The organism is Acinetobacter seifertii, from assembly GCF_000368065.1.
Lineage (GTDB): Bacteria > Pseudomonadota > Gammaproteobacteria > Pseudomonadales > Moraxellaceae > Acinetobacter > Acinetobacter seifertii.
This window is the reverse complement of the sequence record NZ_KB851200.1, coordinates 938,148-963,205: the sequence shown is the minus strand read 5'-3', so window position 1 is coordinate 963,205 and position 25,058 is coordinate 938,148. Positions and strand designations below refer to the sequence as shown.

23 protein-coding genes and 1 pseudogene are annotated in these 25,058 nt (G+C 35.0%); 16 read left to right on the top strand and 8 right to left on the bottom strand.

The window, feature by feature from the left end:
- The first annotated feature begins 83 nt into the window (after window positions 1-83).
- The 3 genes from brnQ to F985_RS11960 all read left to right on the top strand — a co-directional run bounded on the left by brnQ (window position 84) and on the right by F985_RS11960 (window position 2,500).
- A complete protein-coding gene (brnQ, locus tag F985_RS11970) occupies window positions 84-1,385 on the top strand; it encodes a branched-chain amino acid transport system II carrier protein (RefSeq protein ID WP_004701260.1) in 1,302 nt (433 codons plus the stop codon).
- Window positions 1,386-1,576: 191 nt separating this feature from the next.
- Window positions 1,577-1,996, top strand: coding sequence for a GlcG/HbpS family heme-binding protein (locus F985_RS11965; protein WP_002050687.1), 420 nt, complete (start codon window positions 1,577-1,579; stop codon window positions 1,994-1,996).
- A gap of 258 nt (window positions 1,997-2,254) precedes the next feature.
- Complete coding sequence (locus F985_RS11960; RefSeq protein WP_004701257.1) at window positions 2,255-2,500, top strand: hypothetical protein; 246 nt, start codon at window positions 2,255-2,257, stop codon at window positions 2,498-2,500.
- Between the two features lie 37 nt (window positions 2,501-2,537).
- On the opposite strand, the gene F985_RS11955 is transcribed toward F985_RS11960, so the two are convergent.
- Window positions 2,538-2,993: a hypothetical protein gene (locus F985_RS11955; protein WP_004701254.1), complete on the bottom strand. Its 456-nt coding sequence runs from the start codon at window positions 2,991-2,993 to the stop codon at window positions 2,538-2,540.
- Between the two features lie 137 nt (window positions 2,994-3,130).
- Here F985_RS11955 and F985_RS11950 point away from each other — a divergent pair, with 137 nt between their 5' ends.
- From F985_RS11950 to F985_RS11935, 4 genes are all read left to right on the top strand, one after another.
- The gene (locus F985_RS11950) at window positions 3,131-3,991 is read left to right on the top strand and encodes an alpha/beta hydrolase family protein (protein ID WP_004701251.1); all 861 of its coding nucleotides are present in this window, start codon (window positions 3,131-3,133) and stop codon (window positions 3,989-3,991) included.
- A 223-nt stretch (window positions 3,992-4,214) separates the two neighbouring features.
- Window positions 4,215-7,076: a phosphoenolpyruvate--protein phosphotransferase gene (gene ptsP / locus F985_RS11945; RefSeq protein WP_004701249.1), complete on the top strand. Its 2,862-nt coding sequence runs from the start codon at window positions 4,215-4,217 to the stop codon at window positions 7,074-7,076.
- A gap of 14 nt (window positions 7,077-7,090) precedes the next feature.
- On the top strand, window positions 7,091-8,038 hold the full coding sequence (gene pfkB, locus F985_RS11940) for a 1-phosphofructokinase (protein ID WP_004701247.1): 948 nt from the start codon (window positions 7,091-7,093) through the stop codon (window positions 8,036-8,038).
- On the top strand, window positions 8,025-9,743 hold the full coding sequence (locus F985_RS11935; RefSeq protein ID WP_004701245.1) for a fructose-specific PTS transporter subunit EIIC: 1,719 nt from the start codon (window positions 8,025-8,027) through the stop codon (window positions 9,741-9,743). Before pfkB ends, F985_RS11935 begins: the two co-directional genes overlap by 14 nt.
- A 51-nt stretch (window positions 9,744-9,794) precedes the next feature.
- Here F985_RS11935 and F985_RS11930 read toward each other — a convergent pair whose 3' ends face one another.
- Complete coding sequence (locus tag F985_RS11930; RefSeq protein ID WP_025469124.1) at window positions 9,795-10,301, bottom strand: peptidase associated/transthyretin-like domain-containing protein; 507 nt, start codon at window positions 10,299-10,301, stop codon at window positions 9,795-9,797.
- Between the two features lie 630 nt (window positions 10,302-10,931).
- Between F985_RS11930 and F985_RS11925 the strand changes: the two genes are divergently transcribed.
- The 4 genes from F985_RS11925 to F985_RS11910 all read left to right on the top strand — a co-directional run bounded on the left by F985_RS11925 (window position 10,932) and on the right by F985_RS11910 (window position 15,084).
- The gene (locus F985_RS11925; protein ID WP_002050629.1) at window positions 10,932-11,396 is read left to right on the top strand and encodes a MarR family winged helix-turn-helix transcriptional regulator; all 465 of its coding nucleotides are present in this window, start codon (window positions 10,932-10,934) and stop codon (window positions 11,394-11,396) included.
- Window positions 11,397-11,575: 179 nt separating this feature from the next.
- Window positions 11,576-11,791, top strand: coding sequence for a hypothetical protein (locus tag F985_RS11920; protein WP_004701241.1), 216 nt, complete (start codon window positions 11,576-11,578; stop codon window positions 11,789-11,791).
- A gap of 610 nt (window positions 11,792-12,401) precedes the next feature.
- Window positions 12,402-14,495 (top strand): EAL domain-containing protein, encoded by a 2,094-nt coding sequence (locus F985_RS11915; protein ID WP_004701239.1) that lies wholly within the window; start codon window positions 12,402-12,404, stop codon window positions 14,493-14,495.
- 145 nt (window positions 14,496-14,640) lie between these two features.
- Window positions 14,641-15,084 (top strand): universal stress protein, encoded by a 444-nt coding sequence (locus tag F985_RS11910; RefSeq protein ID WP_002050707.1) that lies wholly within the window; start codon window positions 14,641-14,643, stop codon window positions 15,082-15,084.
- A gap of 55 nt (window positions 15,085-15,139) precedes the next feature.
- On the opposite strand, the gene F985_RS11905 is transcribed toward F985_RS11910, so the two are convergent.
- Window positions 15,140-16,582 carry a glucose/sorbosone family PQQ-dependent dehydrogenase gene (locus F985_RS11905; RefSeq protein WP_004701237.1) on the bottom strand — a complete coding sequence of 481 codons (1,443 nt, stop codon included), beginning with the start codon at window positions 16,580-16,582 and terminating at the stop codon, window positions 15,140-15,142.
- Window positions 16,583-16,950: 368 nt separating this feature from the next.
- On the opposite strand from F985_RS11905, the pseudogene F985_RS0104335 reads away from it, so the two are divergent.
- A pseudogene (locus tag F985_RS0104335) lies at window positions 16,951-17,513 on the top strand (STAS domain-containing protein); the annotation flags it as partial.
- 25 nt (window positions 17,514-17,538) lie between these two features.
- Here F985_RS0104335 and F985_RS26125 read toward each other — a convergent pair.
- The 4 genes from F985_RS26125 to kynU form a co-directional block, all read right to left on the bottom strand.
- Window positions 17,539-17,655: a hypothetical protein gene (locus tag F985_RS26125; protein WP_081400414.1), complete on the bottom strand. Its 117-nt coding sequence runs from the start codon at window positions 17,653-17,655 to the stop codon at window positions 17,539-17,541.
- 777 nt (window positions 17,656-18,432) lie between these two features.
- Entirely contained in the window at window positions 18,433-19,176 is a 744-nt protein-coding gene (locus F985_RS11900) for an alpha/beta hydrolase (protein ID WP_004701233.1), read from the bottom strand.
- Between the two features lie 7 nt (window positions 19,177-19,183).
- The gene (locus tag F985_RS11895; protein ID WP_004701231.1) at window positions 19,184-20,590 is read right to left on the bottom strand and encodes an amino acid permease; all 1,407 of its coding nucleotides are present in this window, start codon (window positions 20,588-20,590) and stop codon (window positions 19,184-19,186) included.
- 40 nt (window positions 20,591-20,630) lie between these two features.
- Window positions 20,631-21,881, bottom strand: a complete 1,251-nt coding sequence (gene kynU, locus F985_RS11890; protein WP_004701230.1) for a kynureninase — start codon at window positions 21,879-21,881, stop codon at window positions 20,631-20,633.
- A gap of 146 nt (window positions 21,882-22,027) precedes the next feature.
- Between kynU and gigD the strand changes: the two genes are divergently transcribed.
- A complete protein-coding gene (gene gigD, locus F985_RS11885) occupies window positions 22,028-22,477 on the top strand; it encodes an Lrp/AsnC family transcriptional regulator GigD (protein ID WP_004701228.1) in 450 nt (149 codons plus the stop codon).
- A 42-nt stretch (window positions 22,478-22,519) separates the two neighbouring features.
- Complete coding sequence (locus F985_RS11880) at window positions 22,520-23,044, top strand: GNAT family N-acetyltransferase (RefSeq protein ID WP_004701226.1); 525 nt, start codon at window positions 22,520-22,522, stop codon at window positions 23,042-23,044.
- A gap of 63 nt (window positions 23,045-23,107) precedes the next feature.
- Here F985_RS11880 and F985_RS11875 read toward each other — a convergent pair whose 3' ends face one another.
- Complete coding sequence (locus tag F985_RS11875; protein WP_004701224.1) at window positions 23,108-23,398, bottom strand: hypothetical protein; 291 nt, start codon at window positions 23,396-23,398, stop codon at window positions 23,108-23,110.
- A gap of 416 nt (window positions 23,399-23,814) precedes the next feature.
- Between F985_RS11875 and F985_RS11870 the strand changes: the two genes are divergently transcribed.
- Entirely contained in the window at window positions 23,815-24,501 is a 687-nt protein-coding gene (locus F985_RS11870; RefSeq protein WP_004701221.1) for an HAD-IA family hydrolase, read from the top strand.
- Window positions 24,485-24,925 (top strand): RNA-binding S4 domain-containing protein, encoded by a 441-nt coding sequence (locus F985_RS11865; RefSeq protein ID WP_004701218.1) that lies wholly within the window; start codon window positions 24,485-24,487, stop codon window positions 24,923-24,925. The genes F985_RS11870 and F985_RS11865 overlap by 17 nt, the downstream gene beginning before the upstream one ends.
- Window positions 24,926-25,058 lie beyond the last annotated feature (133 nt).

The window sequence follows — 25,058 nt, the reverse complement described above, 5'->3', positions numbered from 1 at the left end:
AAAAAAAGCTTTTTCACATAAAATAGCGCTTGATCATGCTCTCGTTTGCTCTAAAATTCTTTCTTTTTTGTTAAATTTGATTTATGCAACAACTTCGTACTGGAGATATTATTGCTTTAGGTTTTATGACCTTTGCGCTCTTTATTGGAGCTGGCAATATTATCTTTCCTCCCATTGTCGCTCAACAAGCAGGTGATCATGTATGGTTGGCAGCCATAGGATTTTTGATTACCGCAGTTGGCCTACCTGTCATTACGATTATGGCACTCTCTCGCATGCAGGGTTCCATTGAAATTATTAGTTCTCCTTTAGGCCGAATAGCAAGTCTGATTTTAACTGTTGTTTGTTATTTGTCAGTAGGTCCTTTATTTGCCACTCCACGTACTGCAACTGTTTCATATGAAATCGGTTTTTCATCATATTTTGGAACATCAAGTAGTAGCCTTTTAATCTATAGCGCAATCTATTTTTCCTTTGTAACTGTAGTTTCGTTATATCCAAACAAGCTTTTAGATACTGTTGGACATGTACTCGCTCCCCTAAAAATTATTGCTCTCGCAATTTTAGGAATTGCAGCGGTTATGATTCCTTCGGGCTATGTTCCTGCTCCAATCAATCATTACGTGAACTCACCTGTTTCAGAAGGTTTCGTAAATGGTTATTTGACGATGGATACTTTAGGCGCTTTAGTATTTGGTATTGTAATTATTCAAGCAATTTACTCGCGTGGCGTTACCGATAACAAACTAGTAACCAAATATGCCATTATTGCTAGCCTTATTTCAGGTGTTGGTCTTACTTTAGTTTACTTAAGCTTATTTAAATTAGGTTTGGGTAGCCACGAAGTTGCACCAAATGCAGCAAATGGTGCTGTAATCTTACATGCCTATGTTCAACATGCTTTTGGTAATATGGGTTCATTATTCCTAACTGGCCTCATTTTCTTAGCATGTATGGTGACTGCAATTGGTTTAACTTGTGCATGTGGTGAATATTTTGCCCAATTGACCAAGTTACCTTATAAGCTTTTAGTTTTCATTCTGGTTGGTTTCTCTTTCATTATTTCTAATCTTGGATTGACCAAACTGATTGCCGTATCTGTTCCAGTTTTAAGTGCAATTTATCCACCTGCTATTGTGGTGATTATGCTTAGCTTCTTCTGGAAATTTTGGCATAAACCGTCTTTTATTGTCGGTTCAGTAACAAGTATTGCTTTCATTTTCGGAATCATCGATGGGCTTAAAGTTGCAGGTTTTGGGGATAATCTTCCTACGTTCCTTCAGCATTTACCATTAAATGAACAAAACCTAGCATGGCTGATCCCAGCTTTAATTGTTCTTGCAGTAACAACCCTTATCGACAAAGTTAAACATAAAAACATTTAATCTGGTGTTTTTTTGAAATCGAGTTTTACCCAAACATGATTTTATATATCGAATAAAATGCTGCGTTTACCCAACCAGCATTTTATTTCAAACACCAGTATTTGATGACAATTCAACTATAGATATAATTAATTTTTACTGTAATATTACACTAAAATAATTTTTAGCTTACTCAGGAAAGAAGAGCATAAATGAAAAGTAAATATTATCTGACATTAGCAGATGCAGAGTTTTTAATGGAAGAAGCTCAAAAATATGCAATAGAACATAACTTTAAAGTTAGTATCGCTATTGTTGATGAAACAAGTTCTTTATTACTTATGAAACGTCTAGATGGCGCTTCTCCTCTCAGTACACATATCTGTCTAGAAAAAGCTAAATGCTCATCAATGAGCGGCCGCCCTTCAAAATTTTACGAAGAACTTCTTCAAAATGGCCGTCTTGGTTTCTTAAGTCTGCCAAGTGCTAAAGGTATGCTAGAAGGCGGAAAAGCGATTATTTATGAAGGCCAGATTTTAGGCGCAATTGGTGTTTCTGGTGTCCAATCTTTTGAAGATGCTGAAATTGCACAACACGCAATTGATGTGTTTTTAAAGAAACAAAGCAACTAAAGTAAATTTAAAGAAAAGAGAAATTATTTTACTTTTCACCTAAAAATTTCTCTTTTCTAAAATATTAAGTATTTTATACAAAAATATTTAATATTTACCTTTCTTATACCTTAACTATTTATAAATATAGAGGTTTTCATAAAACTGTTCAAAAAATTTTCAATTGACTATTGAATTAAGCTAAAAATACAAGTACAACATTAAACTTATTCTTGACTAAAACATTTGGTTTTAGCGCAACCACAAGGAGGGATGGAGATGTTATCATTACATTTCAACAAACAAGTCTTCATTAACACTCTGAACAGTAAAGATTCAGTTGTGTATGGAGTAACCACGCTTGCTCTTATGCTCACTTTACTGTTTCAAGGTATGATTAAAGGGAATCTGAAACCCGAGTACTTTGTATACGCCATGGTTGTTTCTTTTGTATTTTGTGTATGGGCCTTTGTCGATCACAAAATGCGAAAATTAGCTAAAAGACGAATGAGTCGACAGAAATAATAGAATTTTAAAAAATGGATGAGCGATCATCCATTTTTTATTTACCTAAAAATAATAGAATGGTTCCCATTAGTAAAATAGCAGTGGCTAATAACTCAGTAATAATTAAAGCAATCATCATTAAAGTCATCAACCATGTCGGTAAACTTAAATGCCCTAACCTATGTGGTTGTTTAAACTGATTGCTCGTATCCTGCAAAAAACCATGAATGATATAAACTAAAATTGAGAAACTAAAAAATAGTATATTTGCCAATACACACCATAGAGCTATATCTTCACTTAAAACCGTGAAATAGCTTAATGCAGCCAAAGTAAGTGTAGCAGCTGCATAAAGCAAACTACTTCTATGTGCAATGTCTACATAATAATGTGCACGGCTTAATTCCGAACGGCGAATTTGCCAATATTTCCATACTCCTGTTAACATTCCTATCCATAAAAAGACACCGCTAAAGACAATAGCCAACTGTATAGCTTTCGATATTTCCATCATTTCCTTTATTCGTTTTATTAAAATTTGAAGAGCTGTATAACATAAATCTTGACTTTATAGTCACATTTTAATCAAGTACCTTTTCAGAACTCATGTACATTAAGATGAATGATTAAATAATTAGCTTTAAATATATGGATAAGACTTTTGAATCTTTTTGGATTACCTGTAGAGATGGCTATCAACTTGCAGCACAATTTTATCCTGCTCAAGAAAAGAAAGCTGACCACCCTATTCTTATTTGTCCAGCAACGGGTATTACTAAAAACTTTTATCACTCCTTTGCGGCATGGTTAAGCCAACAAGGCCACGATGTATTGAGTTTTGACTTCCGAGGAATTGGTGAATCATTACATGGTACTTTAAAGCAAAGTAGCGCAAGCATTACCGATTGGGGCATATTCGATATACCAGCTGCCATTGATGCTCTATTAATTAAAACTGGAGCAGAACAGGTTATTCTTATTGGACACAGTGCTGGCGGACAATTACTTGGAGTCGTGCCTAATTATAATAAAGTCGCAAAAGTTATAGCCGTTGCATGTTCAACAGGAAACATTAAAGGTCTTAAAGGAAAAACTAAGTTTCTAGCGCCAGTGATGTTTAATCTTATCTTCCCTATTTCTAATCTCGTTAAAGGCTATGGCGCAACTCAATTCATTGGTATGGGAGAAAACCTACCTAAAAAAGTTGCTCAACAATGGCGAGAGTTTTGTAGCCATCCCGGATATGTCAAAAATGCCATCGGCAAGACTATTTTTCATGATTTTCATTCAGAAATTCAGTGTTCAATTACTGCGATTTGGGCTGATGACGATGAGATTGCAACCAAATACAATGTAAAAGAATTATTAAGTCTATATCCAAATGCAAATAAAAAAATGATTGAACTTAATCCAAAAGATTTAGGATATAAATCAATTGGCCATATGTTGTTATTTAAAAAATCACATCAAAAACTTTGGTCTATTTTAGAACAAGAAATTAATCATTAATCACTAGTTTTATTTTCGCCTCTAAGTCAGTAATCCTACTTAGAGGTTTTTTTGTATTAAAAACGAACTACTTTTTACTTAAATGCGTCGATATACATTTAAAGTTCTGCTAAGGTAATTCATCTGAAGCTGTTGTCAAAAATAAGTAAATATACTTGTTTAATGCATACAGCTTCTTTTTTTCTGTTTTAGCTAAAGCCAAAGAAATTGTTCAAGGATAATTATGCTAGCACTAGAGCCTCAACATATTCATATGAATCAACATGCTGTTGATAAAACACATGCATTAAAGTGTCTAGTAGATATATTAGAAAATGATGGGTTAGTTACACCTGAATATATAACAGGACTCATCAATCGTGAACAACAAAGCGCGACTTATTTAGGCCAAGGTATTGCTATTCCCCACGGTACTCCCCAATCACGTGAATATATTTTAAAAACAGGTATTCGCTTAGCCCATTTTCCGGAAGGCGTAATTTGGGATGGAGAAAATAAAATCTATTTAGCTGTCGTTATTGCAGCAAAATCTGATGAACATTTGCAAGTTTTGCAAATTCTTACTCGCGCATTAATGCATGATGTGAGTGAACAAGTAAAAAATGCTTCTAAACCTGAACAAATTATTGAATTACTACAAGCTCAGCCTCTATCTTTAGCACTTCATGAAAATCTCATTCAAACTGAAATTGATGCGCAAGATATCGAAGACTTATTTTGGACAGCTTCTCAGACACTAAAAAAACATAATTTTGTAAAATGTGGTTTCTTAAGTTCACTCAATCCAGAACAAGCCATCCAATTACAAGATCAAATTTGGTCTATTTCTAGCAATGAATTTGTTCAACAACCTGCTATTAGTATTACTAAACCATCAAACGTTTTAGAACTAAATGGGAAAAAGCTAAATACATTAGTTTGTATAGCAGCGAATGATCAGCTCGATAATGCAAGATTTAATCGTTTAATTGATATTTTATTCAACCCAGAACAAGTTGCAGAGCTAGATAAAACCCAAACTCCAAACGAAATTGCCAAAATTATTGGGGCTGATGTTATTCCAGACTGGCCTCAACGTTCAGTTGTATTAGCAAATGCACATGGTTTACATGCTCGACCAGCTACGCACTTAGTCAATTTGACCAAAACTTTTCAAGGCGACATCCAAGTTGCTGTAGATGATGGCAACTTTGTTTCCGCTAAAAGTTTAACTCGTCTTTTAGCCTTAGGTTGTAAACGTGGTCAAACTCTACGTTTTATTGCAGAACCAGAAACCGATGCAGTAGATGCTTTAAATAAAGTGATTTTTGCAGTAGAGCAAGGCTTAGGCGAAGAAGTCGAGGCAATAGCAATAACCAGTCAAGTATCCGACCAGGTTTCTTTACAACCATCTACATCAAGCGTAAAAATACTAGGAAACAACAACACAGGAATCGCGGCATCGAGCGGTTTGGCTTTTGGACCAGTACATGTGATTAAACCAAAGGTTTATCAATATGAGCGTATGGGATTAAGCGTAAAAGCTGAAAAAGAAAATTTAGATATTGCATTACATGCAGTAAAAAACAATATCCATCAAGTTATTGCCAAATCCGATGTTTCTGAAATTAAGCAAATCTTTCAAGCTCATTTAGAAATGCTTGATGACCCTGATTTGATTAATGGTGTCTATCAAAAAATTAACCACAATCTATCAGCGCCAGCTGCTTGGCATGAGCACATTGAGGCTGCAGCTAAAGCGCAGGAAGCATTACCAGATCGTTTACTCGCTGAACGTGCAACAGACTTACGTGATATTGGTGACCGTGTTTTAACACAACTATGTGGTGAAGTGGTTATTGAAGAGCCTAAAGAGCCGTATATTTTAATTATGCATGATGTTGGGCCAAGCGATGTCGCTCGTCTTAACAAAGACCGCGTTGCAGGCATTTTGACTGCTATAGGCGGTGCAAGTGCTCATAGTGCAATTGTGGCACGTGCTTTAGGTATTCCAGCTATTGTTGGTGCTGGTGAACAAGTCTTGGAAATTGATCAGAAAAGTACCCTACTCATTAATGGTGACACGGGAACTTTTGTTTTAAATCCAGATACAGTTCAAATCGAACAAGCTAAGCAAGAGCGTGAGCAACAGCGTCAAATTCGTGAAGAAGCCGAACGTCATAGCCAAGAACCTGCTATTACTTTAGATCAACACCAAATCGAAATTGCGGCAAATTTAGGTAAAGTTCAAGCAACAGCACAAGCAGTAGAATGTGGTGCAGAAGCGATTGGATTACTTCGTACAGAGCTGGTTTTCATGTCTCATAGCAGTGCACCGAGTGAAACTGTTCAAGAAGCAGACTACCGCGTGGTATTAGATGCACTTGCTGGCCGCCCACTTGTAGTACGTACATTAGATGTAGGTGGTGACAAGCCCTTACCTTATCTGCCAATTGCTGAGGAAGAGAACCCATTCTTAGGATTAAGAGGAATTCGTTTAACTTTAAGACGCCCTGAGCTTTTAAGACAGCAATTAACTGCTTTATTAAAAGCATCGGATAATCGTCCATTACGAATTATGTTCCCTATGATTGGGCGCGTTGAAGAATGGCGTGCTGCGAAAGCGATTCTTGATGAAGTAAGAGCTCAACATCCATGTGACAATTTACAAGTTGGCATTATGATTGAAGTTCCTTCTGCTGCTTTACTTGCACCAATTCTTGCACAAGAAGTCGACTTTTTCAGTATCGGAACAAATGATCTAACTCAATATACTTTAGCGATTGACAGAGGCCACCCAATCCTCTCAGCAGAAGCAGACGGGTTACACCCAAGTATTCTAAACTTGATTGATCAAACTGTTAAGGCTGCCCACAAACACGGCAAATGGGTGGGGATCTGTGGTGAGCTTGCAGCAGATCCGAAAGCTGTACCTATTCTCATGGGATTGGGCGTGGACGAACTGAGTATGTCGCCAAATAGCATTCCATTAGTAAAAGCCCAAATTCGTACGCTGAGCTATAGTGATGCTCAAAAACTTGCGCAACAAGCTTTACTGTGTGATAGCGCCCCTGCTGTACGCCAGCTCTCTGAACAAGACTTATAAAATTGGGAATAGTAATGGCTAAAATTTTAACAGTTACTTTAAACCCTGCAATTGATGTAACCATCCAACTAAATGAGTTACAGGTAGGTGAAGTGAACCGACAAGAGTCGGTAGAAATTCATGCGGCTGGTAAAGGCCTTAATGTTGCTCAAGTATTAAAAGACTTAGGTCACGATGTCATCGTAACTGGTTTTTTAGGCGAACGTAATCGACAAATTTTCGATACACATTTTGCCCAAGCTCAATTTCAATCAGAATTTATTTATATTGATGGCGAAACACGTCAAAATATAAAAATTGCTGAGCAGTCTGGGCAGATGACCGATTTAAATGGGAAAGGTTTCTTTGTTTCTGAAACAAACAAACAAAGCCTATTTAATAAGATTGAATCTCTATTACCCCAAGTTGAGGTGGTTGCAATAGCTGGTAGCCTACCCCAAGGTTTTAGTATTGATGAGTTACAACAACTTATTCAACTAATCAAAAAACAGAATAAAAAAGTTGCATTAGATACCAGCGGTAAAGCTTTGGTTGCCGCAATTGCATGTCAACCTTGGATGATCAAACCTAATACTGATGAGCTCTTAGAAAGTTATCAACGTCCTGCAACAAGCTATGCTGAACAAAGAAAACTTTTTGACAGCTTAAGCGATATTGAGCATGTGGTTATTTCAATGGGTGAAGGTGGCGTAAATTGGCTGCATGCCTCACACCCTCTACATGCTCAAGCACCGAAAGTTATTGTAAAAAGTACAGTCGGTGCTGGTGACTCCCTCTTAGCAGGTATGATTCACGGACTTGTAAGCCAACTTTCTCCTGAAGAAACTTTAAAAACTGCGACAGCAATTGCAAGCCATGCTGTAACACAAATTGGTTTTCGAATTCCTAATCCAGAAGTTCTAGACCAATTAAAAGCACAAACTACTATCAATTCATTGAGTGAATCTGATGCAAACTGCTAAACATTTATTATTTGTCACGAATAGTCCGCAACAGCAAGTCAATGCTTTGATTTTAGCTCGTAAACTTGCTTTAGTCGCAACACAACATGGCTATAAACACAGTATTATTTCACTCGATGAATTTGAATCAAGTGATGACTTTAATCATGTGATTATTATTGGGCAAGAGCCTAAAAACTTAAATATTTTTGGTCAAAGTACTTTATCTCTAGTTTCTATTGAAGATATTAAAGAAGATGCAGATAAAGCATTTTTAACAGCACTTGAACACTCGAAACCAACGAATGAATGGGTTCAAAAACCTAAACAGACTTCAAATGCAGCAACTCACTTTGTTGCAATTACTGCTTGCCCAACCGGAGTTGCCCATACATTTATGGCAGCCGAAGCGTTACAGCAAGGTGCAGAGAGACTTGGATATCAAATCGATGTAGAAACTCAAGGTTCAGTGGGTGCGAAGAATATTTTGTCAGCTCAAACGATTGAGGATGCTGATATTGTTATTCTTGCAACTGACATTGAAGTCAATACAGACCGCTTTGTAGGCAAACGTGTTTATCGATGCAGTACTGGCTTTGCATTAAAACAAACTGACAAGGCTTTTGCCGAAGCAATTGTAAATGCACAAGTTTTAGAACAAGGTAAACAACAAGCTAAAACGGAAAATAAAGAGAAAACTGAAAAAGTTGGAGTATATAAACACTTATTAACTGGTGTTTCTTATATGCTACCTATGGTTGTTGCAGGTGGTCTGTTAATTGCACTTTCTTTATGTTTTGGCCTGAATGCAGCAGAACAAGCTGGTAGCCTACCAGCTATATTAAAACAGATTGGTGCAGCAGCATTTATGCTGATGGTACCGATGCTATCAGGTTACATTGCATATTCCATAGCAGACCGTCCTGGTCTTGCCCCTGGTTTAATTGGTGGATTATTAGCTGCACAGCTACAAGCGGGCTTTTTAGGAGGCATTGTTTCTGGCTTCCTTGCTGGTTATATCGCATTATTTATTGCTAAAAAACTTAAACTACCAACTAGCTTAGAGTCTCTTAAACCTATTTTAATTATTCCATTATTAGGAACGTTATTTGTTGGTCTCATTATGTTCTATGTGGTTGGCCAACCTGTAGCACATATTTTTGAGTTAATGAAAGATTTCCTCAATAACATGGGCACCACAAATGCCATATTAATGGGAATTATTCTGGCAAGTATGATGTGTATTGATTTAGGTGGCCCAATTAACAAAGCAGCTTATGCTTTTACGGTTGGTTTACTTACAACCAATACCTATATGCCAATGGCAGCCACTATGGCAGGTGGTATGGTTCCTGCAATAGGTATGGCAATTGCAACCTTCCTCGCTAGAAATAAATTTAGTACAGGCGAGAAAGATGCTGGCAAAGCTGCTTTCGTGCTTGGTTTATGCTTTATTTCAGAAGGTGCAATCCCATTTGCAGCAAAAGACCCAATGCGTGTTATTCCAACTTGTATTTTAGGTGGCGCAGTAACTGGAGCACTGGTTGCTTTATTTCACTGTGAACTCGTTACCCCACACGGCGGTGTATTTGTACTTCTAATTCCAAATGCAATTAATCATGCTTGGTTATATCTAGCAGCAATTGCAGCTGGAAGCATCGTAACAGGTGTAAGTTATGCCATCCTAAAAAGGAACCAAGAAGAAAAACTATTAACAAACTCATAAGTTAATAAAAAGGGAGAATATTAATTCTCCCTTTTTATTACTAGCTAATTTTTAATGTTGAATTTGAACTGCTCGCGCCATAATTTCTTCTGGAAGATCTTGGGCTAATACCACTGCAAGAGTTGGTTTTTGGTTAGACTCATCTTTCAAGTTTTGAGCTTCTAAAACTGCATTTACGTCTTTAGGAGCTAGCCTAAACATTGCGCCAGTAAATGGGTCGACAATTAAAATTCCAATTAAGCCACCAAAAAGAATGTTACCTAAATACCACCCACTTAATGTTCCAGTTACTTCTACGGTTTTAGTTTGATAACCAGCTTTACTGAATGTTATTTCGTATTTTTCAGGCTTAAAGTATCCAGCTCCCTTTTTCAAACTAACCGTAACAGGTGTTTGACCAGTATGTATTTTCACACCTTTTCTGTTTTTTATCTCTATAGATGCTGATTCAGGCACACTCGTAAACGTAACGATCTGTGAAGGGCCAGTTATGATACTCGCACAGCCATTCAAACCGATAGTGAAAGCTAATATTGAACTGACTAATATTTTTTTCATCATGAATACGCAAAAATTTTCATTGCTAATTTGAACGCGCACTATACCAAAAATAAACAAAAAAACAACAATGAAACAAAACTTAATTGTCAAAAAATTAATCTAATATTCAAGTTAAAATAATTAATCAAAAAAGTTAAAACCTTTAAAATATAATAAAAATTAAATTAATTAATAATCAACTATTTATGAAGATATTTTTTTATTTAGTTAAGTTAGTGAATGAATAATGTTAAATGTCTGGTAAATTTTTTAGCCGCAAATATAGAATAATTATTTGATTATATTAAATATTTCTTTATTAAATGCATTTATTTTTTATGGTTATGACTTTGTAGACAAAAAATATTTAGAGAAATGTCACGTTCAAAACAAATTTTTTTTTCTAGGATTCTCTGGCAAAGAGATATCGCTCATTTTACGAACAAGCGAGCAGCCAAGTTCAAATCAACGGTAAGAAATAAGTTTTATCAGATTAGTAAAATTTATAGTTTGTCCTTGTTAAATCAAACAATATAAATTTTGCTCACGACCTAAAGTCCTGATATAACTTGCTTAGTGAAACTATATTTTTCAACTATTAAGATTAGTTTCATAAAATGCGATCCACCAAGGTATGGGGAAAAGTCAATGACAAAGAAGTATGCGCGTTTTTTACCTACAACAGAATCTTTCACTCTTGAAGATTTTCCATATTATTGGATTACTCAGGTCCATGCTCAATATGTTCAAAATATTGATAATGCCCTTAAAAAATATGGCTTAGATAACTCACGTAGACGCATTATGCTTGCGCTAAGTAGTAAACCTCACGCTAGCGTGTCTGAGCTATCTGACATGATTATTTCAAAGATGTCGACTACAACTAAAATTGTTTATCGCTTAAAAGATGAAGGTTTAGTTGAAACATATTCTTGCCAAACAGATGGTCGTATTACACGCGTATATCTTACTGAACGTGGTACTGAAATGATTAATAAAATTAATGATCTAACCAGCGTAGTACTTGAGCAATCATTTGAAGGTATTACCCCTCTACAGTTAGAAAAAATGATGGAAAGCTTAAAAATGCTTTTAAAGAATCTATCTCGTTAATTACTTTCTATAATTTACTGAATTTTAAAGCCCTCTTATGAGGGCTTTTTTACATTTATTGACCATGACTAGAAACTTAAATTTCATAAATTAGTCAATTAAACACTATGCGTGTTGACTTGTTCTTTCAACTCCAGTAGAAACTCTCTTCTATTATCTACATCGTAATTTTTGGAAAAATGGCTAAAAGAAAATATAAAAGTGATAAGTTTCAGGTACGTCGTATTAACCGTCAATGGTGGGTACTTGAGAAGGATTTAGAAACTAATTGTTATAATAAGCATGAACAGGTAGCTACAAAAACTTTAGCTAACAATTATGCTGATGACTATATAGAGCAGTATTATATGAACCTTTATATTCAACAACAATTGAAAAAACCAGAAACCGTATAAAAAGCCATCATGGCTTTTTTTATATAATTTAAAAGTTAATAAACAGTAACATGATAAAATTATGGCATAAAAAAAACCTACATCTTGGGGAAAATGTAGGCTATAAAATGCACAAAAAGGATGTATATATCCTTTTCGACAAAAAGAATTCTACGATAATATAAGGCCTTATTTTATGTTACTTTTGTAAACTTAATAGTAGTTATTGTATTTGTACTTAATAATTTAAATTAATTATTTATATAAATTTTTTTAAGTAAAATATTGAATCTAACCTAACTTGCGCCTTAAAAAATATTTTATCTCATTTATATATCTCCATAATCTCTTCTTTTTTCTAATATATAAACAACTGTTTATAACAATTTTTTTACAAAAATAAGCATAATTTTTTAAAGTTAAAACTCTATTTTTAGCAACCTAAATAGAATTAAAAATTAATAAATAACATACGCATACATGAGTAATTACAATTATATTTTTAGAAAAATATTTATTTAAGCTCAAAAAAACACCAAATGTCGAGTTTTTATAGCTTTTGTGCTGACGACACAACTATTACAATACAGTTTATAAATAGTTTAATTCTTCAGCAATTTTTAGGCATGTTATGACTTCAATGTCGAACACTACCCAAAAGCATTTTATTGTTGAGCAGATTCCTCTACCGACATGGGTTAGTGATGAAAAAGGCTTAATTTTATATTGCAATACGGAGTGTACAAAATACTGGCACGATACTTCTCCCCCATTATCTCAACAATGGCTAGATTTCGTGTACCCTGCCGATTTAGAAGAAGTTAAAAACAAATGGTTAGATGCTATAAGACTCCTATCAAGAATCGAATTTAAATGTCGTCTTTTACATAAAAGCCATGACTATCGATGGTGTAAGCTTTCAATTCAATTGTCAAAATATCATGAATCTTTGCCTAAAAATGAATGGTTTATTAGTTTTTTAGATATTGATCAAGACATTCAAGAACAACAAAACTTACGTAAAGATATTGATATACAAAATCAAATGCTTGATATCAGTGTCGATTGTATTAAAGTTTTAAATACAGATGGCACAGTCTCTCATATGAATAAATCAGGATGCGTTGCTCTAGGCGTGCCTGAAAATGAAAAAAAATTTGGAATGCCATGGTTAGACCTTTTACCGCCTCATATACGTAAACGTGGAAGAGTTGCTTTAAAAAAAGCCTTACAAGGTAAAGTAGCTCGATTCGCTGGCATGAGTTCTTTACCCAATCAGGATCCTGAACATTGGGACAATATACTTACCCCAATCCAACATACAAACGGCGAAATTATTCAAATATTGTGTGTTTCTCGGAACGTTACTCAGCAACATATTACTGAAAACCGATTAAGAGATATTAGTGAGCGTGATGAACTTACCGGATTATTTAACCGACGCTCATTTAAGCTTCAACTAAAACGTACCCTAGCCTACTCACGAGAAACTCAAACCAGCGTAGGGTTACTTTTAATTGATTTAGATCATTTCAAACACATTAATGACACTATAGGTCATAGTGCTGGTGATCACTTGCTAAAAATTCTATCGAAACGTTTTAATCAGTGCGTAGATCATGAAAGATGTATTGTTGCTAGATTAGGTGGAGACGAATTTGCGGTCATTATTAGTCATTTAAAAGATGAAGATGATATTCGAGGTATCGCTGAAGTATTACTTCAACAACTCAATCACCCTATTACATATGCTGGCAATGTGCTCAACGGTGGAATGAGTATCGGCTGTGCCATTTACCCGCAAGATGCTGTTGATCAGTCGAGTTTATTAAGCTGTGCAGACATGGCATTACATGACTTAAAAGCTCGAGGTCGTGGTGGTATACGTATGTATAACCCCAGTATGATGCAATTAACCGAAGCAATCGCATCTCAGCTTAACATTGCTCGGCAGCTTATTCGTCACCATACCATCCAACCTTACTATCAACCCAAAGTTGATTTAAAAACTCATGCTGTCCTAGGATTTGAAGCATTATTACGTTGGCACACAACATCAGCTCAAACAGGATTACCCTCCCAGATTGCTGAAGCTTTTAAAGATTATGATTTAGCGAGTAAAATTGGTGAAATCATGCAACATCAAGTTTTGCATGATATGGCTAAATGGATAAAATTAGGTTTTCAGCCGCTTCCTGTATCTCTAAATGCAGCGCCAGTTGAATTTTTAAGAGACAATTACGCTGAACGCCTATTAAAAAAGATTTATCAGTTTGAAGTTCCTACACATTTAATTGAAATAGAAGTTACTGAGCATATGCTTGGTGATCGTGGTTCTGAATATGTTATTCGTGCACTCAATAAACTAAAACAACATGGGGTACGCATTGCTTTAGATGATTTCGGAACAGGATCTTCTTCTCTAACGCATATACGAGACTATCCAATTGATTGCCTAAAAGTCGATTGTAGCTTTATACAAAAGATGCAACATGACCCATCAATTTATGCAATCGTCCAAGCAATCGGCTTACTTGCACCTAATCTTTCCCTTAGGCTAATAGCAGAAGGTATTGAAACACCAGAACAACAAGAGTTACTGCTCCAGTTCGGATATAACATTGGACAAGGTTTCTTATTTGAACAAGCTATTGATGCGAATCAGGTTATATCTATTCTTAAACAAGGTCAGGCTTATATAGAAAGCCACTATTCTATGAATTAGTCTGAATATTTAAAAGAAGTCGCTCGCTTTACACACTAAAAACACACAATAAAAACCATAAAATTGACGATAATATAATCATAACGATAACTAATTTTTAGTTCTTCAACAATAAATATTGTCACAAGGCAATAAGGAGCAATATATGAGTTATCACCATATTTTAGTTCCAGTCGATGGTTCTCCTACTTCACTTATTGCGGTTAATCATGCTGCAAGTCTTGCAAAAGCATTTAACAGTAAAGTCACTTTAGTATATGCGCTCACTATTGATCCTTTTATTTCAGTTGAAATCATTGATAGTACAGAAATTGCGCAAGATTACTTTAATAAAGCGAGAGCTTCGATTCAGGGCATTTTAGATCAAGCTAAAGAACAATTTAGTCAACACGGAATTTCTGTTGAAACAAAGATTGTTGAAGGTCAAACAATTCACACAGAAATTATCAAAGCAGCAACTGAGCTAAAAGCTGATTTATTGGTAATTGGTTCTCATGGGCGAAAAGGTTTTAAAAAGTTCTTCTTAGGAAGTGTGACTCAAGCACTGTTAGGAGAAATCCATGTACCAGTATTGGTCGTAACTGAATAAATAAATCTAAACTTGTATAAAAAACCCAGCTATAGAGCTGGGTTTTTTGCATAAACTACTTTCCGTTATACGTAAATTTAATAAGAGAACCAGGATTCTCTAAAGTATGCGTTACAGAACCATCGTCTTTTTGCACATTCCCCGCTGTATCGGTCAGTACATATAAAACATTGCCCTCTGGACTTGCAATCACGTCACGATAGCGGTTATTGCTTTTAAACATCGGGATAGCATCATCCAAAGTCGCACTATATGTCGGATCTAGCTTAATACGGAAAATTACCCCACGTTTTAAAGATGGTACCAATAATGTATTTTCCCATCCCGGAATCGCTTTTTTGCCTCCCGTATATACATATGCCGATGACGGTGCAACCGTTGGCCAGCAGACATAAGTCATATCGCCACACGTTGGATCATTGTAGTTATAGGTATCTTGTACGGTATATAACGTTTTTAAAGGTGCTACAAAGTTTTTCCCAGTCCATTCAGATTCTTTAGTCACGGGAACGCCTTCGGCTACTTTTACCCCGTTTTGGCCCAAATCTTTAATTTGAGATTTATTAGTTGCAGCTGAATAGTTGGCATATGCATAGCCACTGTCATCTTTGTAACCCGCTACATTTGGCCAACCATAGTTCCCACCTTTTAAAATGAGATTAATTTCATCATCAGAATTTGGGCCTTGCTCAGACTGTAAAAGCTTTCCATTCGGAGCAAATGCTAAACCTTGTGGATTACGATGCCCTAAAGTATAGATATGGCTAACTACCCCATTAAAGCTCGGATTATCTTTAGGAATACTTCCATCCAAATTTAAGCGCAATACCTTGCCCATATAGGTATGATAGTCTTTACTGTTCAGCTCTTGCTGAGTTGGAGTATGCTGCGCCTGATTTGGTAAAAACAAATAAGCCAGTTGATTTCGACCTTGGTCACCAATTGTATAATAGATTTTTTGGTCGGGGCCAATAACAAGACGACCAGACTGGTGATCTTTCGATGATGGTAAACCTGCAATCAAATCGACAGGTTTTTCAAATGTATCTGTTGTTTTATTATAGGTATACCTACGGATAATCGTTTGGTTTGGTAGTTCTTTATCTGTAGATTTTGGATTTTTAAAAGTACCCGAAATATAGATATAAGGGTTATGTTTAAAATCAGGATGAAAGGCAAAGCCTAATAAACCATTTTGTCCATCTGCATCATTCACAATTTCAGGAACCTGAAACACTGTTTTTGCACTACCAGACTCAGGATTGACTCTTATAATCTTTCCCGTTGCTCGTTCAGTTAACCAAATCTGATTGTCTGGCCCCCATAACAAAGCATGCGGTTTATTTAAGTTAGACAAAATAACTTTTTTATCAAAATTTTCTGTTTTTGCTTTAGCAAATTGTGCAGGAGTAAGAGGAATATCAGCAAACGCTGTATTGAATGTAAATAGCTGGGCAGCACCCACTAAAGCAATTTTAGTCAATAAATGTTTATTCATATGTCCACCTTATAAATTTTCAAAATTTACGAGCATTTTTAAACTTTTAGCAAAAGTTTGGTACATGCTCTCTATATGATTTGTATTATGATGAATAGCACATTTATTAAAATCCAAATTTATGAAAGGCTCTGTTGCATAAAAGTAGCTATTAAAAAGAGCTCAACATCTTTATAAACTTCTTTTAAGTTAAACAACTTAAATTTATTCTTATCTCTTTTATTAATTTTTAGATCTTATGCTATTCCTCAAACACTTTTAAATACTTCAAACTCTATATCCATGATGCTTACGCCACCTTAAGTTTACATCCTCTTATTTCTTGTAAATAACTCATCACTGTTTAGTGATGTCGTGTAGTTACGTGTGAAGGGATTGCTATATTGCTTCAGGTTTTGGGTGGTATGGCCGGTTGTGCCATGATTGGTCAATCAATGATTAATGTAAAATCGGGTGGCCGCACACGTTTATCTACTTTCTGCTGTGGAGTTCACTAACACAATTTCAAAACAATCCTAAAAGCAGTAATGTTGTTATGATTGCTACAGTTATCATGGTAGTTGCCACTCATAACTTAGCGTTAGGCGTATTGACGGGCGTATTACTTTCAGCACTTTTCTTAGCAAATAAACTTGAAAATGATATTCGTATAGAAACCTCCTTAGAAGGTGAAGCTCGTCTGTATAAGTTAAGTGGTCAAATATTTTTTAGTTCATCTGAAAAACTTATGCAAAGCTTTAACTTTAAAGAAGATATTAAAGAAGCCATTATTGACCTTACCCATTCTCATATTTGGGATGTGACTTCAGTTGCTATGCTAGATTCTGTAGTAAATAAATTTCAAAAAAACAATATTAAAGTAACTGTTCGCGGTCTAAATGAAGACAGCTCAATCATGATAGATAAATATGGTACTCATGCAAAAATTTAAAGAAGGTCCTTCGGGACCTTTCTTTTTACGTTTGAGGAGCAATTATATAAAAATATAAAAGCATACTTATTAAAACAATAAGCATAACAGTCAAATAAGTACCAACTGTATTAAAACTTTTTAGAAACTTCAAAATATCCATAAAATCATAGAAAAAACCAAACTTTTAAAAATTATTTAAAAATTCAATCAAATTATCAACCATAAGAATTTTACAATTTATTCAACTACAAATTTTTCGTATCAGAAATGTATAAATATATTAATTATTGATTTAGTTCTTAATAAAAAATACCCCCATATTAAAAAATATGAGGGTATTAAAAAATAAATAACTTTACAGACGCAGTATATGCTTGAACTACTATAATCGCTTAAAGATGTATTTTCAATACCTCTTTGATAAATTTAGTGACTTATGACTATAAGTATGAGCAAATTTGATGATTTTATGTACTAAAATATTTTTCAAAAGAAAGTTTAAAAATAAAAAAGTCCGTATCTTGGGAAGCTACGGACTATAAAACTCATCTAAGCAACAGCTAAACAATTTGTCGCGTAGAGAGAAAACACTATCTTTTTAATCTAATCGAGATATTAGTTTAGGTCAACTCTAAAGCATATATATCAATAAAAAAGTTAATTAAATGTGAAAAAGTTCACAGTTCAATCCACATATAATAAACAATGAATATATATCATTAAAATTTAAATAAATATATATAATCTAGCTCTAGGTTCAAGTAATTGATTTACCACATAAGGTCTAACAATCACTTAAAATCGTCTATACACTTAAATTAACAATTGAGATGGAGGTATTCTCTTTTATAGAGCAAGGATAAGTTTTTGATTTTTAAAATCTATAATTTATCCAATTTAATTCCCGAAGTTTTCTATTTCGCATTTTTCGATTTTATTAAAATATATACTTAAAGTAATAATCTAAAATAGAATAATGATTAACTTCTGAAATAATATCTAATGACATAAGATTCTGATTTTGTTTGCACTTATGATCAAAATAGTTTTGGCTTTGCCATTTCAACTCACTTAGCTCCAACTCTCCACACAAAAGCGTACAAGGAATATCAACATTCTCTTCCCGATGAATAGGGCTATATTTTAAAATATCGTCTTGTGATAACTTTAATGCATGGTTTAAATGAGTCGCTTGTATAGGTGCTAAATCATATATTCCACTTAATAAAGCCACCTCAGATAACAAAGGGTGGCTTAAACATAATGCTCCGAGATGCGCCCCTGCTGAATGACCCACTAATAAAACCTCATCCGTTTTCCAATTCTGCTGTGCAATAAAATCTAGGGCTTTTTGAGTCTGATCCACAATTTGCGAAATATGGCTTTGAGGAGCCAAGTCATATTCTACAAGTACACACTGCGCTCCTTTTGCCAAAATATACGGTGCTATAAAGGCAAAGTCCGATTTATCACACCACTGCCAATATCCTCCATGTATAAAAATCACGGTTTTATTGGCATGTTCTAAAGGGAAAAAATCCATCATTGATCGGTTCTGTGAACCATACTTAATATCTTTTATATGATGATAGGCCTGATAAATTAGCAAGCTTCTAGATTGAAAGCTTGCTAATATTTCACCTTCATTTGCTACCGTTGTAGCATTGTCATATTTTCTCATATCGCGATTACTTCAATGTCTCTTCAGTAGACTTAAGACTTACTTTTAAGGTTGAACGTTTTAAGTAAAAGCAAAATATCAGAACAAGCACCAAAGGTACGCCAAACTGTAAAGTAGACTTAAACTCATTGGTAAACCAAGTAGTTACTGTAATACTCAAAATCGCAATAAAACCAAATAATGAGATGAATCGACTAGCAGGAATTTTAAATTTTAGCTGTATGTTTTGCTGAGCCATATGCTTTCTAAAAAACATATGTGTTACAAAGATGGTGCCCCACGTGAATAATGCACCGAACATTGATAGTGCAATCATGATTGGAAACGCAGAAGCCGGATTAATCGTATAAACAATGCTAGCGATACCAATGCCCACCGCTGATAACAATAGTGCATTTACTGGCACACCGTTGCTACTGATTCGGCCAAAAGCTCTTGGTGCATCACCTGCACGGGACAAGCTAAACAACATACGAGTTGAAATATAAAGCATGCTATTCATTGCAGATAAGGCAGCTACAATTACAATAAAATTTAAAATGCTATCGGCGTATGGAATACCAACAATCTTCATGACCATAACAAAAGGACTTGTTGCATCTGCTCCAATCAAAACCGTCCATGGCACCAAAGTAACGATGAGAAATAAGGACAATAAATAGAACAAAATGAGTCGAAGTGCTGTGCTTTTAAATGCCTTTTTTACTGCTTTTTCAGGGTCTTTTGCTTCACCAGCTGCGACGGCGATCATTTCTATACTTAAATAACTAAATATTGAAATAATGACACCAATCCATACCCCACTAAAGCCATTGGGGAAAAAGCCTCCATGCCCTGACAAATTAGTCACAACTTGATTCATTCCCTGATTGCTTTGAGTCAAGATACCAATAGCCAAAAGAATAAACACAATAATGGCAAAAACTTTAATTGTAGAAAACCAGTACTCAACTAGTCCAAAGGCTTTAACACTATAGGCATTTATAACAAGTAAGGTCAGTGAAAAAAAACCAATCCAGATCCAAGAGCCTACATTGGGGAACCAAAGCTTCATATAGTCAGCTACAGCGGTAATCTCGGTACCTACAGCCAGCACAATACAAGCCCAATAACAGTAGCGAACTAAAAAGCCAGCAAGTGGACTCATATAATGTTCTGCATACGCCCCAAAGGAGCCCGAAGTAGGATGCTGAACCGTCATTTCAGCTAAGCAAGCCATAAGTGCAAATGCAATTAAACCACCAATCGCATAGCTGACGATGACTGCGGGACCTGCAAAGCTAATTGCAAATTTGCTTCCCATAAATAATCCGGTTCCAATTGCTCCACCAATGGCAATCATACCCATCTGTTTTGCAGATAACTTTTTATGCAGCCCAGCTTCTCTATTTTGTATTTCATCAAAACTACTCATAGGCCCCCCTAGCCATTTGTTTTATTTTGATTCCTTAAAATCAGGTCACTTCACCACGAACTAAATAGCGCTTGTTTTTCCATTCACTATTCAGCATGGTTTCTTTTAAATGCTGTACTGCATTCCAAATATCTTCAAATCCTAAGTACAAAGGTGTAATACCAAATCTTAAGACCGCTGGTTCCCGATAATCACCAATCACACCACGTGCAATAAGCGCTTGAATAATTTCATAACCGAATTCATGGCGATAACTGATATGACTACCACGATATTTATGTTCTAAAGGCGTAATTAACTCAAAACCAAATTCAGAGCATTCTTGCTGTACCAGTTGAATGAATAAATCAGTTAATTTCAGAGATTTCTCACGGATTTTTTGCATATCGGCATGTAGGAAAATATCTACGCCGCATTCAATAAGACTCATAGAGATAATTGGCTGTGTTCCACATAAATAGCGACGAATGCTATTAGTAGGCTCATAATGCTGTGCCATATCAAATGGTTTCTTGTGACTCCACCAGCCAGATAAAGGTTGCCAAAACTGATCACGGTGCTTTTCATTGACCCACAACATTGCTGGAGAACCAGGACCACCATTTAAATATTTGTAGGTACAACCAATCGCAAAATCACTGCCGCTTTGGTTCAGGTCCATTGGAACAGCACCAACGGAGTGACATAAATCCCAAATCAACAAAGCGTCTTTAGAGTGAATCTGCTCATTAATAGATGACATATCGTAGAAATACCCAGTACGGTAATTCACGTGAGAAAGTACCACTACAGCAACATCTTTCTCTAACGCTCGAGCTAAGTCTTCTACGCCATCAATCAATTCAACTTGATAGCCCTTTTGAATTAAATCAATGAAACCTTCAATAATATAAATATCTGTTGGAAAAGCATCTTTTTCCGCAATGATAATTTTGCGTTCAGGAAATTTTTCAGCTTGAATTTTTACCGCTGCTGATAAAACTTTAAATAAGTTCAGTGTAGTTGAATCTGAAATAACAACTTCGCCTTGGTCAGCACCAATCAGTTTTGCGACTTTGTCACCCAATCTTGTTGGTAGCCCCCACCAATCAGCCTTATTCCAGCTATTGATCAAATCTTCTCCCCATTCTTGGGAAATAATATGCTGGGCGACAGCCATAGATTTCTTTGGTCTAGCACCTAAAGAGTTACCATCTAAATAAATGACACCTTCTGGCAATGCAAATTCATCTTTAAATTTTTTGAGTTCATCTTCCTGATCCCAATATAGACACTGTTCACGAGTAATCATTTGGTATTGCACCTATTTCAACATTTCCTTTGTATTTGAATTTTATCACGCCAATTCTTGCGATTTATTCGATAATATTTGATAAAAAATTACTAATTTCGTATAAAATTCTAATTAAAATTAAAAAATATGGATGGAATTCGAAAATGAATGTCGATGCAATCGATCTAAAAATTTTGAAGTATTTACAAGATAATGCCCGCTTAAGTAACCAAGAACTTGCTGATCTAGTCAATCTCTCAGCATCTGCTTGTCACCGACGTGTCAAGATTTTAGAAACCAACGGCATCATTGAAAAATATCAAGCGAAAGTTAACTACGAAAAATTAGGTATAAAAATTGAGGCCATAGTTGAAATTAAACTTGCTCAACTCACTGAAAATGATCACCAGTTTTTTTTAAGCCAGATCAAGAATTTTGATGAAGTTATTAATGCTTATATCATTACAGGCGAATCTAATTATGTCCTGCATGTCGCCACTAAAGATCTAGATTCTTTTTCTCACTTTGTTATTAATACACTCAATAAAATTAAAGGAGTGGTAAGCATTAATTCTAAGATTATCTTACAGAAAATTATACAAAAGCCACTGTAGACTATATGGTTAAATTAAAATTATATTTAAAGAGCTTTTACTATGATCGAAACCGAACGTTTAATCTTAAGACAATGGAAAGAAACTGATGCTGCCCCCTTTATCGAAATGGGATTGGATAAAGATGTTATGCGTTTTTTTCCAAAGCTTTTATCTGCTACTGAAAGTATAAATTTAATTCAAAGAGCATCGGCCCTTATTGATGAAAAAGGTTGGGGATTTTGGGCTGTAGAATTAAAAGAAAGCCATGACTTTATTGGTTTTATTGGCCTACACGACCAACCAGAACAATTTGATTTTTCCCCTTGCATTGAAATTGGCTGGAGGATTGCTACAAAATACTGGAAAAAAGGTTATGCCACAGAAGGAGCAAAAGCAGCATTAGACTATGCCTTCAATGTGCTTAATAAAGATAAAGTGGTTTCTTTTACAGCAACAGTGAATAAGCCTTCTCAAGCTGTAATGGAAAGACTAGGAATGCGTAAAGTTAAACACTTCAATCATCCCAAGCTTCCAGATGGGCACGCACTTCAAGAACACGTTCTTTATGAAATATACAATCCTTAATTTGAGTTATGAGTATATGAAATAGTGATATGATCAAAGATTACTAATAAATTTAAACCAGAGCTATTCATCAAAGTCATAACCTACCGAAGTTGAATGCTCCCAATACTCATTAATTTTATCTGCAATAGCTTCTTTGTCCATTGTAGTTAAAACATAGAAAAGTTTTGCCTCTTTGTTTTTTCTCAAAATTAATAAATTGTAATAGTCATATTCAGGACCATTTAGCCCTAGTGATGGTTCTTGACAGTGCTTTTCAGCCTTGTAATGCCATTCAAGTTTATAAGTATCAATGCCATTTGCGGCATTGATAACTATGCCATCATTGGCTCCTCCAATAAATCCAATTTTCATTGCCTACTCTAAATTATTATTCGGATAATTTTTAATATAACTTTAAACATGCACAGTTCAATTTATAAAATGTTCGCCAATACGTACACTATGTAAATCAAAATAGTGCGATTACTACTTTTATAGACATAAGAGTACTATTGATAGATTCCCATCATTTAAAGTTCCATTTATTATTTTGAATAAATTGATCAGAATTGCGATCACTCAATTTTCATTAGACTCTCCATCTAAAAAATAACAATCAAGTCCTTGGCAGCATTTGAATTTATCACTTTTAACAATCATTATTAATCAGCCTCGATAGACCTCTAAATGATGAAATAATAACAAATCAATCCGTTTTTATAGGCTTTAATGCTTATAATCTTAGCCTAACTTTCTTCCTTGTCTATTCAAATTGGAGTCCTTAAAACATGGCTAAAATAGTGCTTTTCGATATGGACGGAACTTTGTTAGATTTGGCTTTTGACGACTTTATCTGGAACGAATGTCTACCTGTACGGCATTCTCAGACGCATCAACTCTCTTTAACAAAAAGCCAAGAAATATTGACTCAGTTTTATCTTAGTAATAAGCACACTCTTTCATGGTACTCCTCAAATTATTGGACGAAAACTACTGGAGTAGATGTTTTAAATCTTCAGAAAGAATTTCAACACAAAATTAAAACACGATCAGGATGTATGGAGCTACTTAATGCTCTAAAAGAACAAGGTTATCAATGTTGGTTAGTGACCAATGCAGACTGCGCAAGTTTACAATTAAAACTTGATAACATCCCTATTCAAGATTTTTTTGATGTGATTGTATCTAGTGAACAAATGGGTTATGCGAAGGAAGATCTTCAGTTTTGGCAAGAGTTACAACGCTTGCATTATTTTGAACCCAAAACCACTATTTTTTTAGACGATACTCTTCAAGTTTTAAAAACTGCAGAAAAATTTGGTATAAGACACTTGTTTACTATATTACAGCCCTCAACTCTTAAGAGTAAAAGACAGCCACAAGATTTAGAGTATAAAGCTCTAGATCAGCTTACAGAGCTACTGTCTGTTTTGAATCAAACTGATAGAAAGGATAATGATGTCAAAATTGCATGAAAACGATGCTGTAGACACGATGCGTGTCGACAAATGGTTATGGGCAGCACGTTTTTTTAAGACTCGTTCTATTGCTAAAGCTGCAATTGAAGGTGGTAAAGTACATCACAATAATGAGCGTGTAAAAGTTTCTAAAGAAATTCGTGTTGGAATGGAACTTGTTGTTCAACAAGGTTTTGAAAAAAAGACAGTTGTTGTCAAAGCACTTTCCAACACCCGAGGACCAGCTCCAGTTGCGCAGCAACTTTATGAAGAAACTGAAGTAAGTATTGCGAGACGGGAGTTGATTGCGTCCCAACGAAAATTGCATAATCTAGCTCGACCTGACCATAGACCAAGTAAGAAAGATCGACGACAAATCAATCGGTTTAAACAGGATAACGATCAACATTATGAAGATCATTGGTCTTATGATGATGAATAGAAACGTCGAGTTATGTCGCACTCACATATATAAGATATAGAAGCTAAAGAAAAAATCTGTCACTATTAGCCCTGTGAAACAAGTTGAGATTCAATGCATCCACTTGGGTTAAACGTGATGAACATAGAGTATT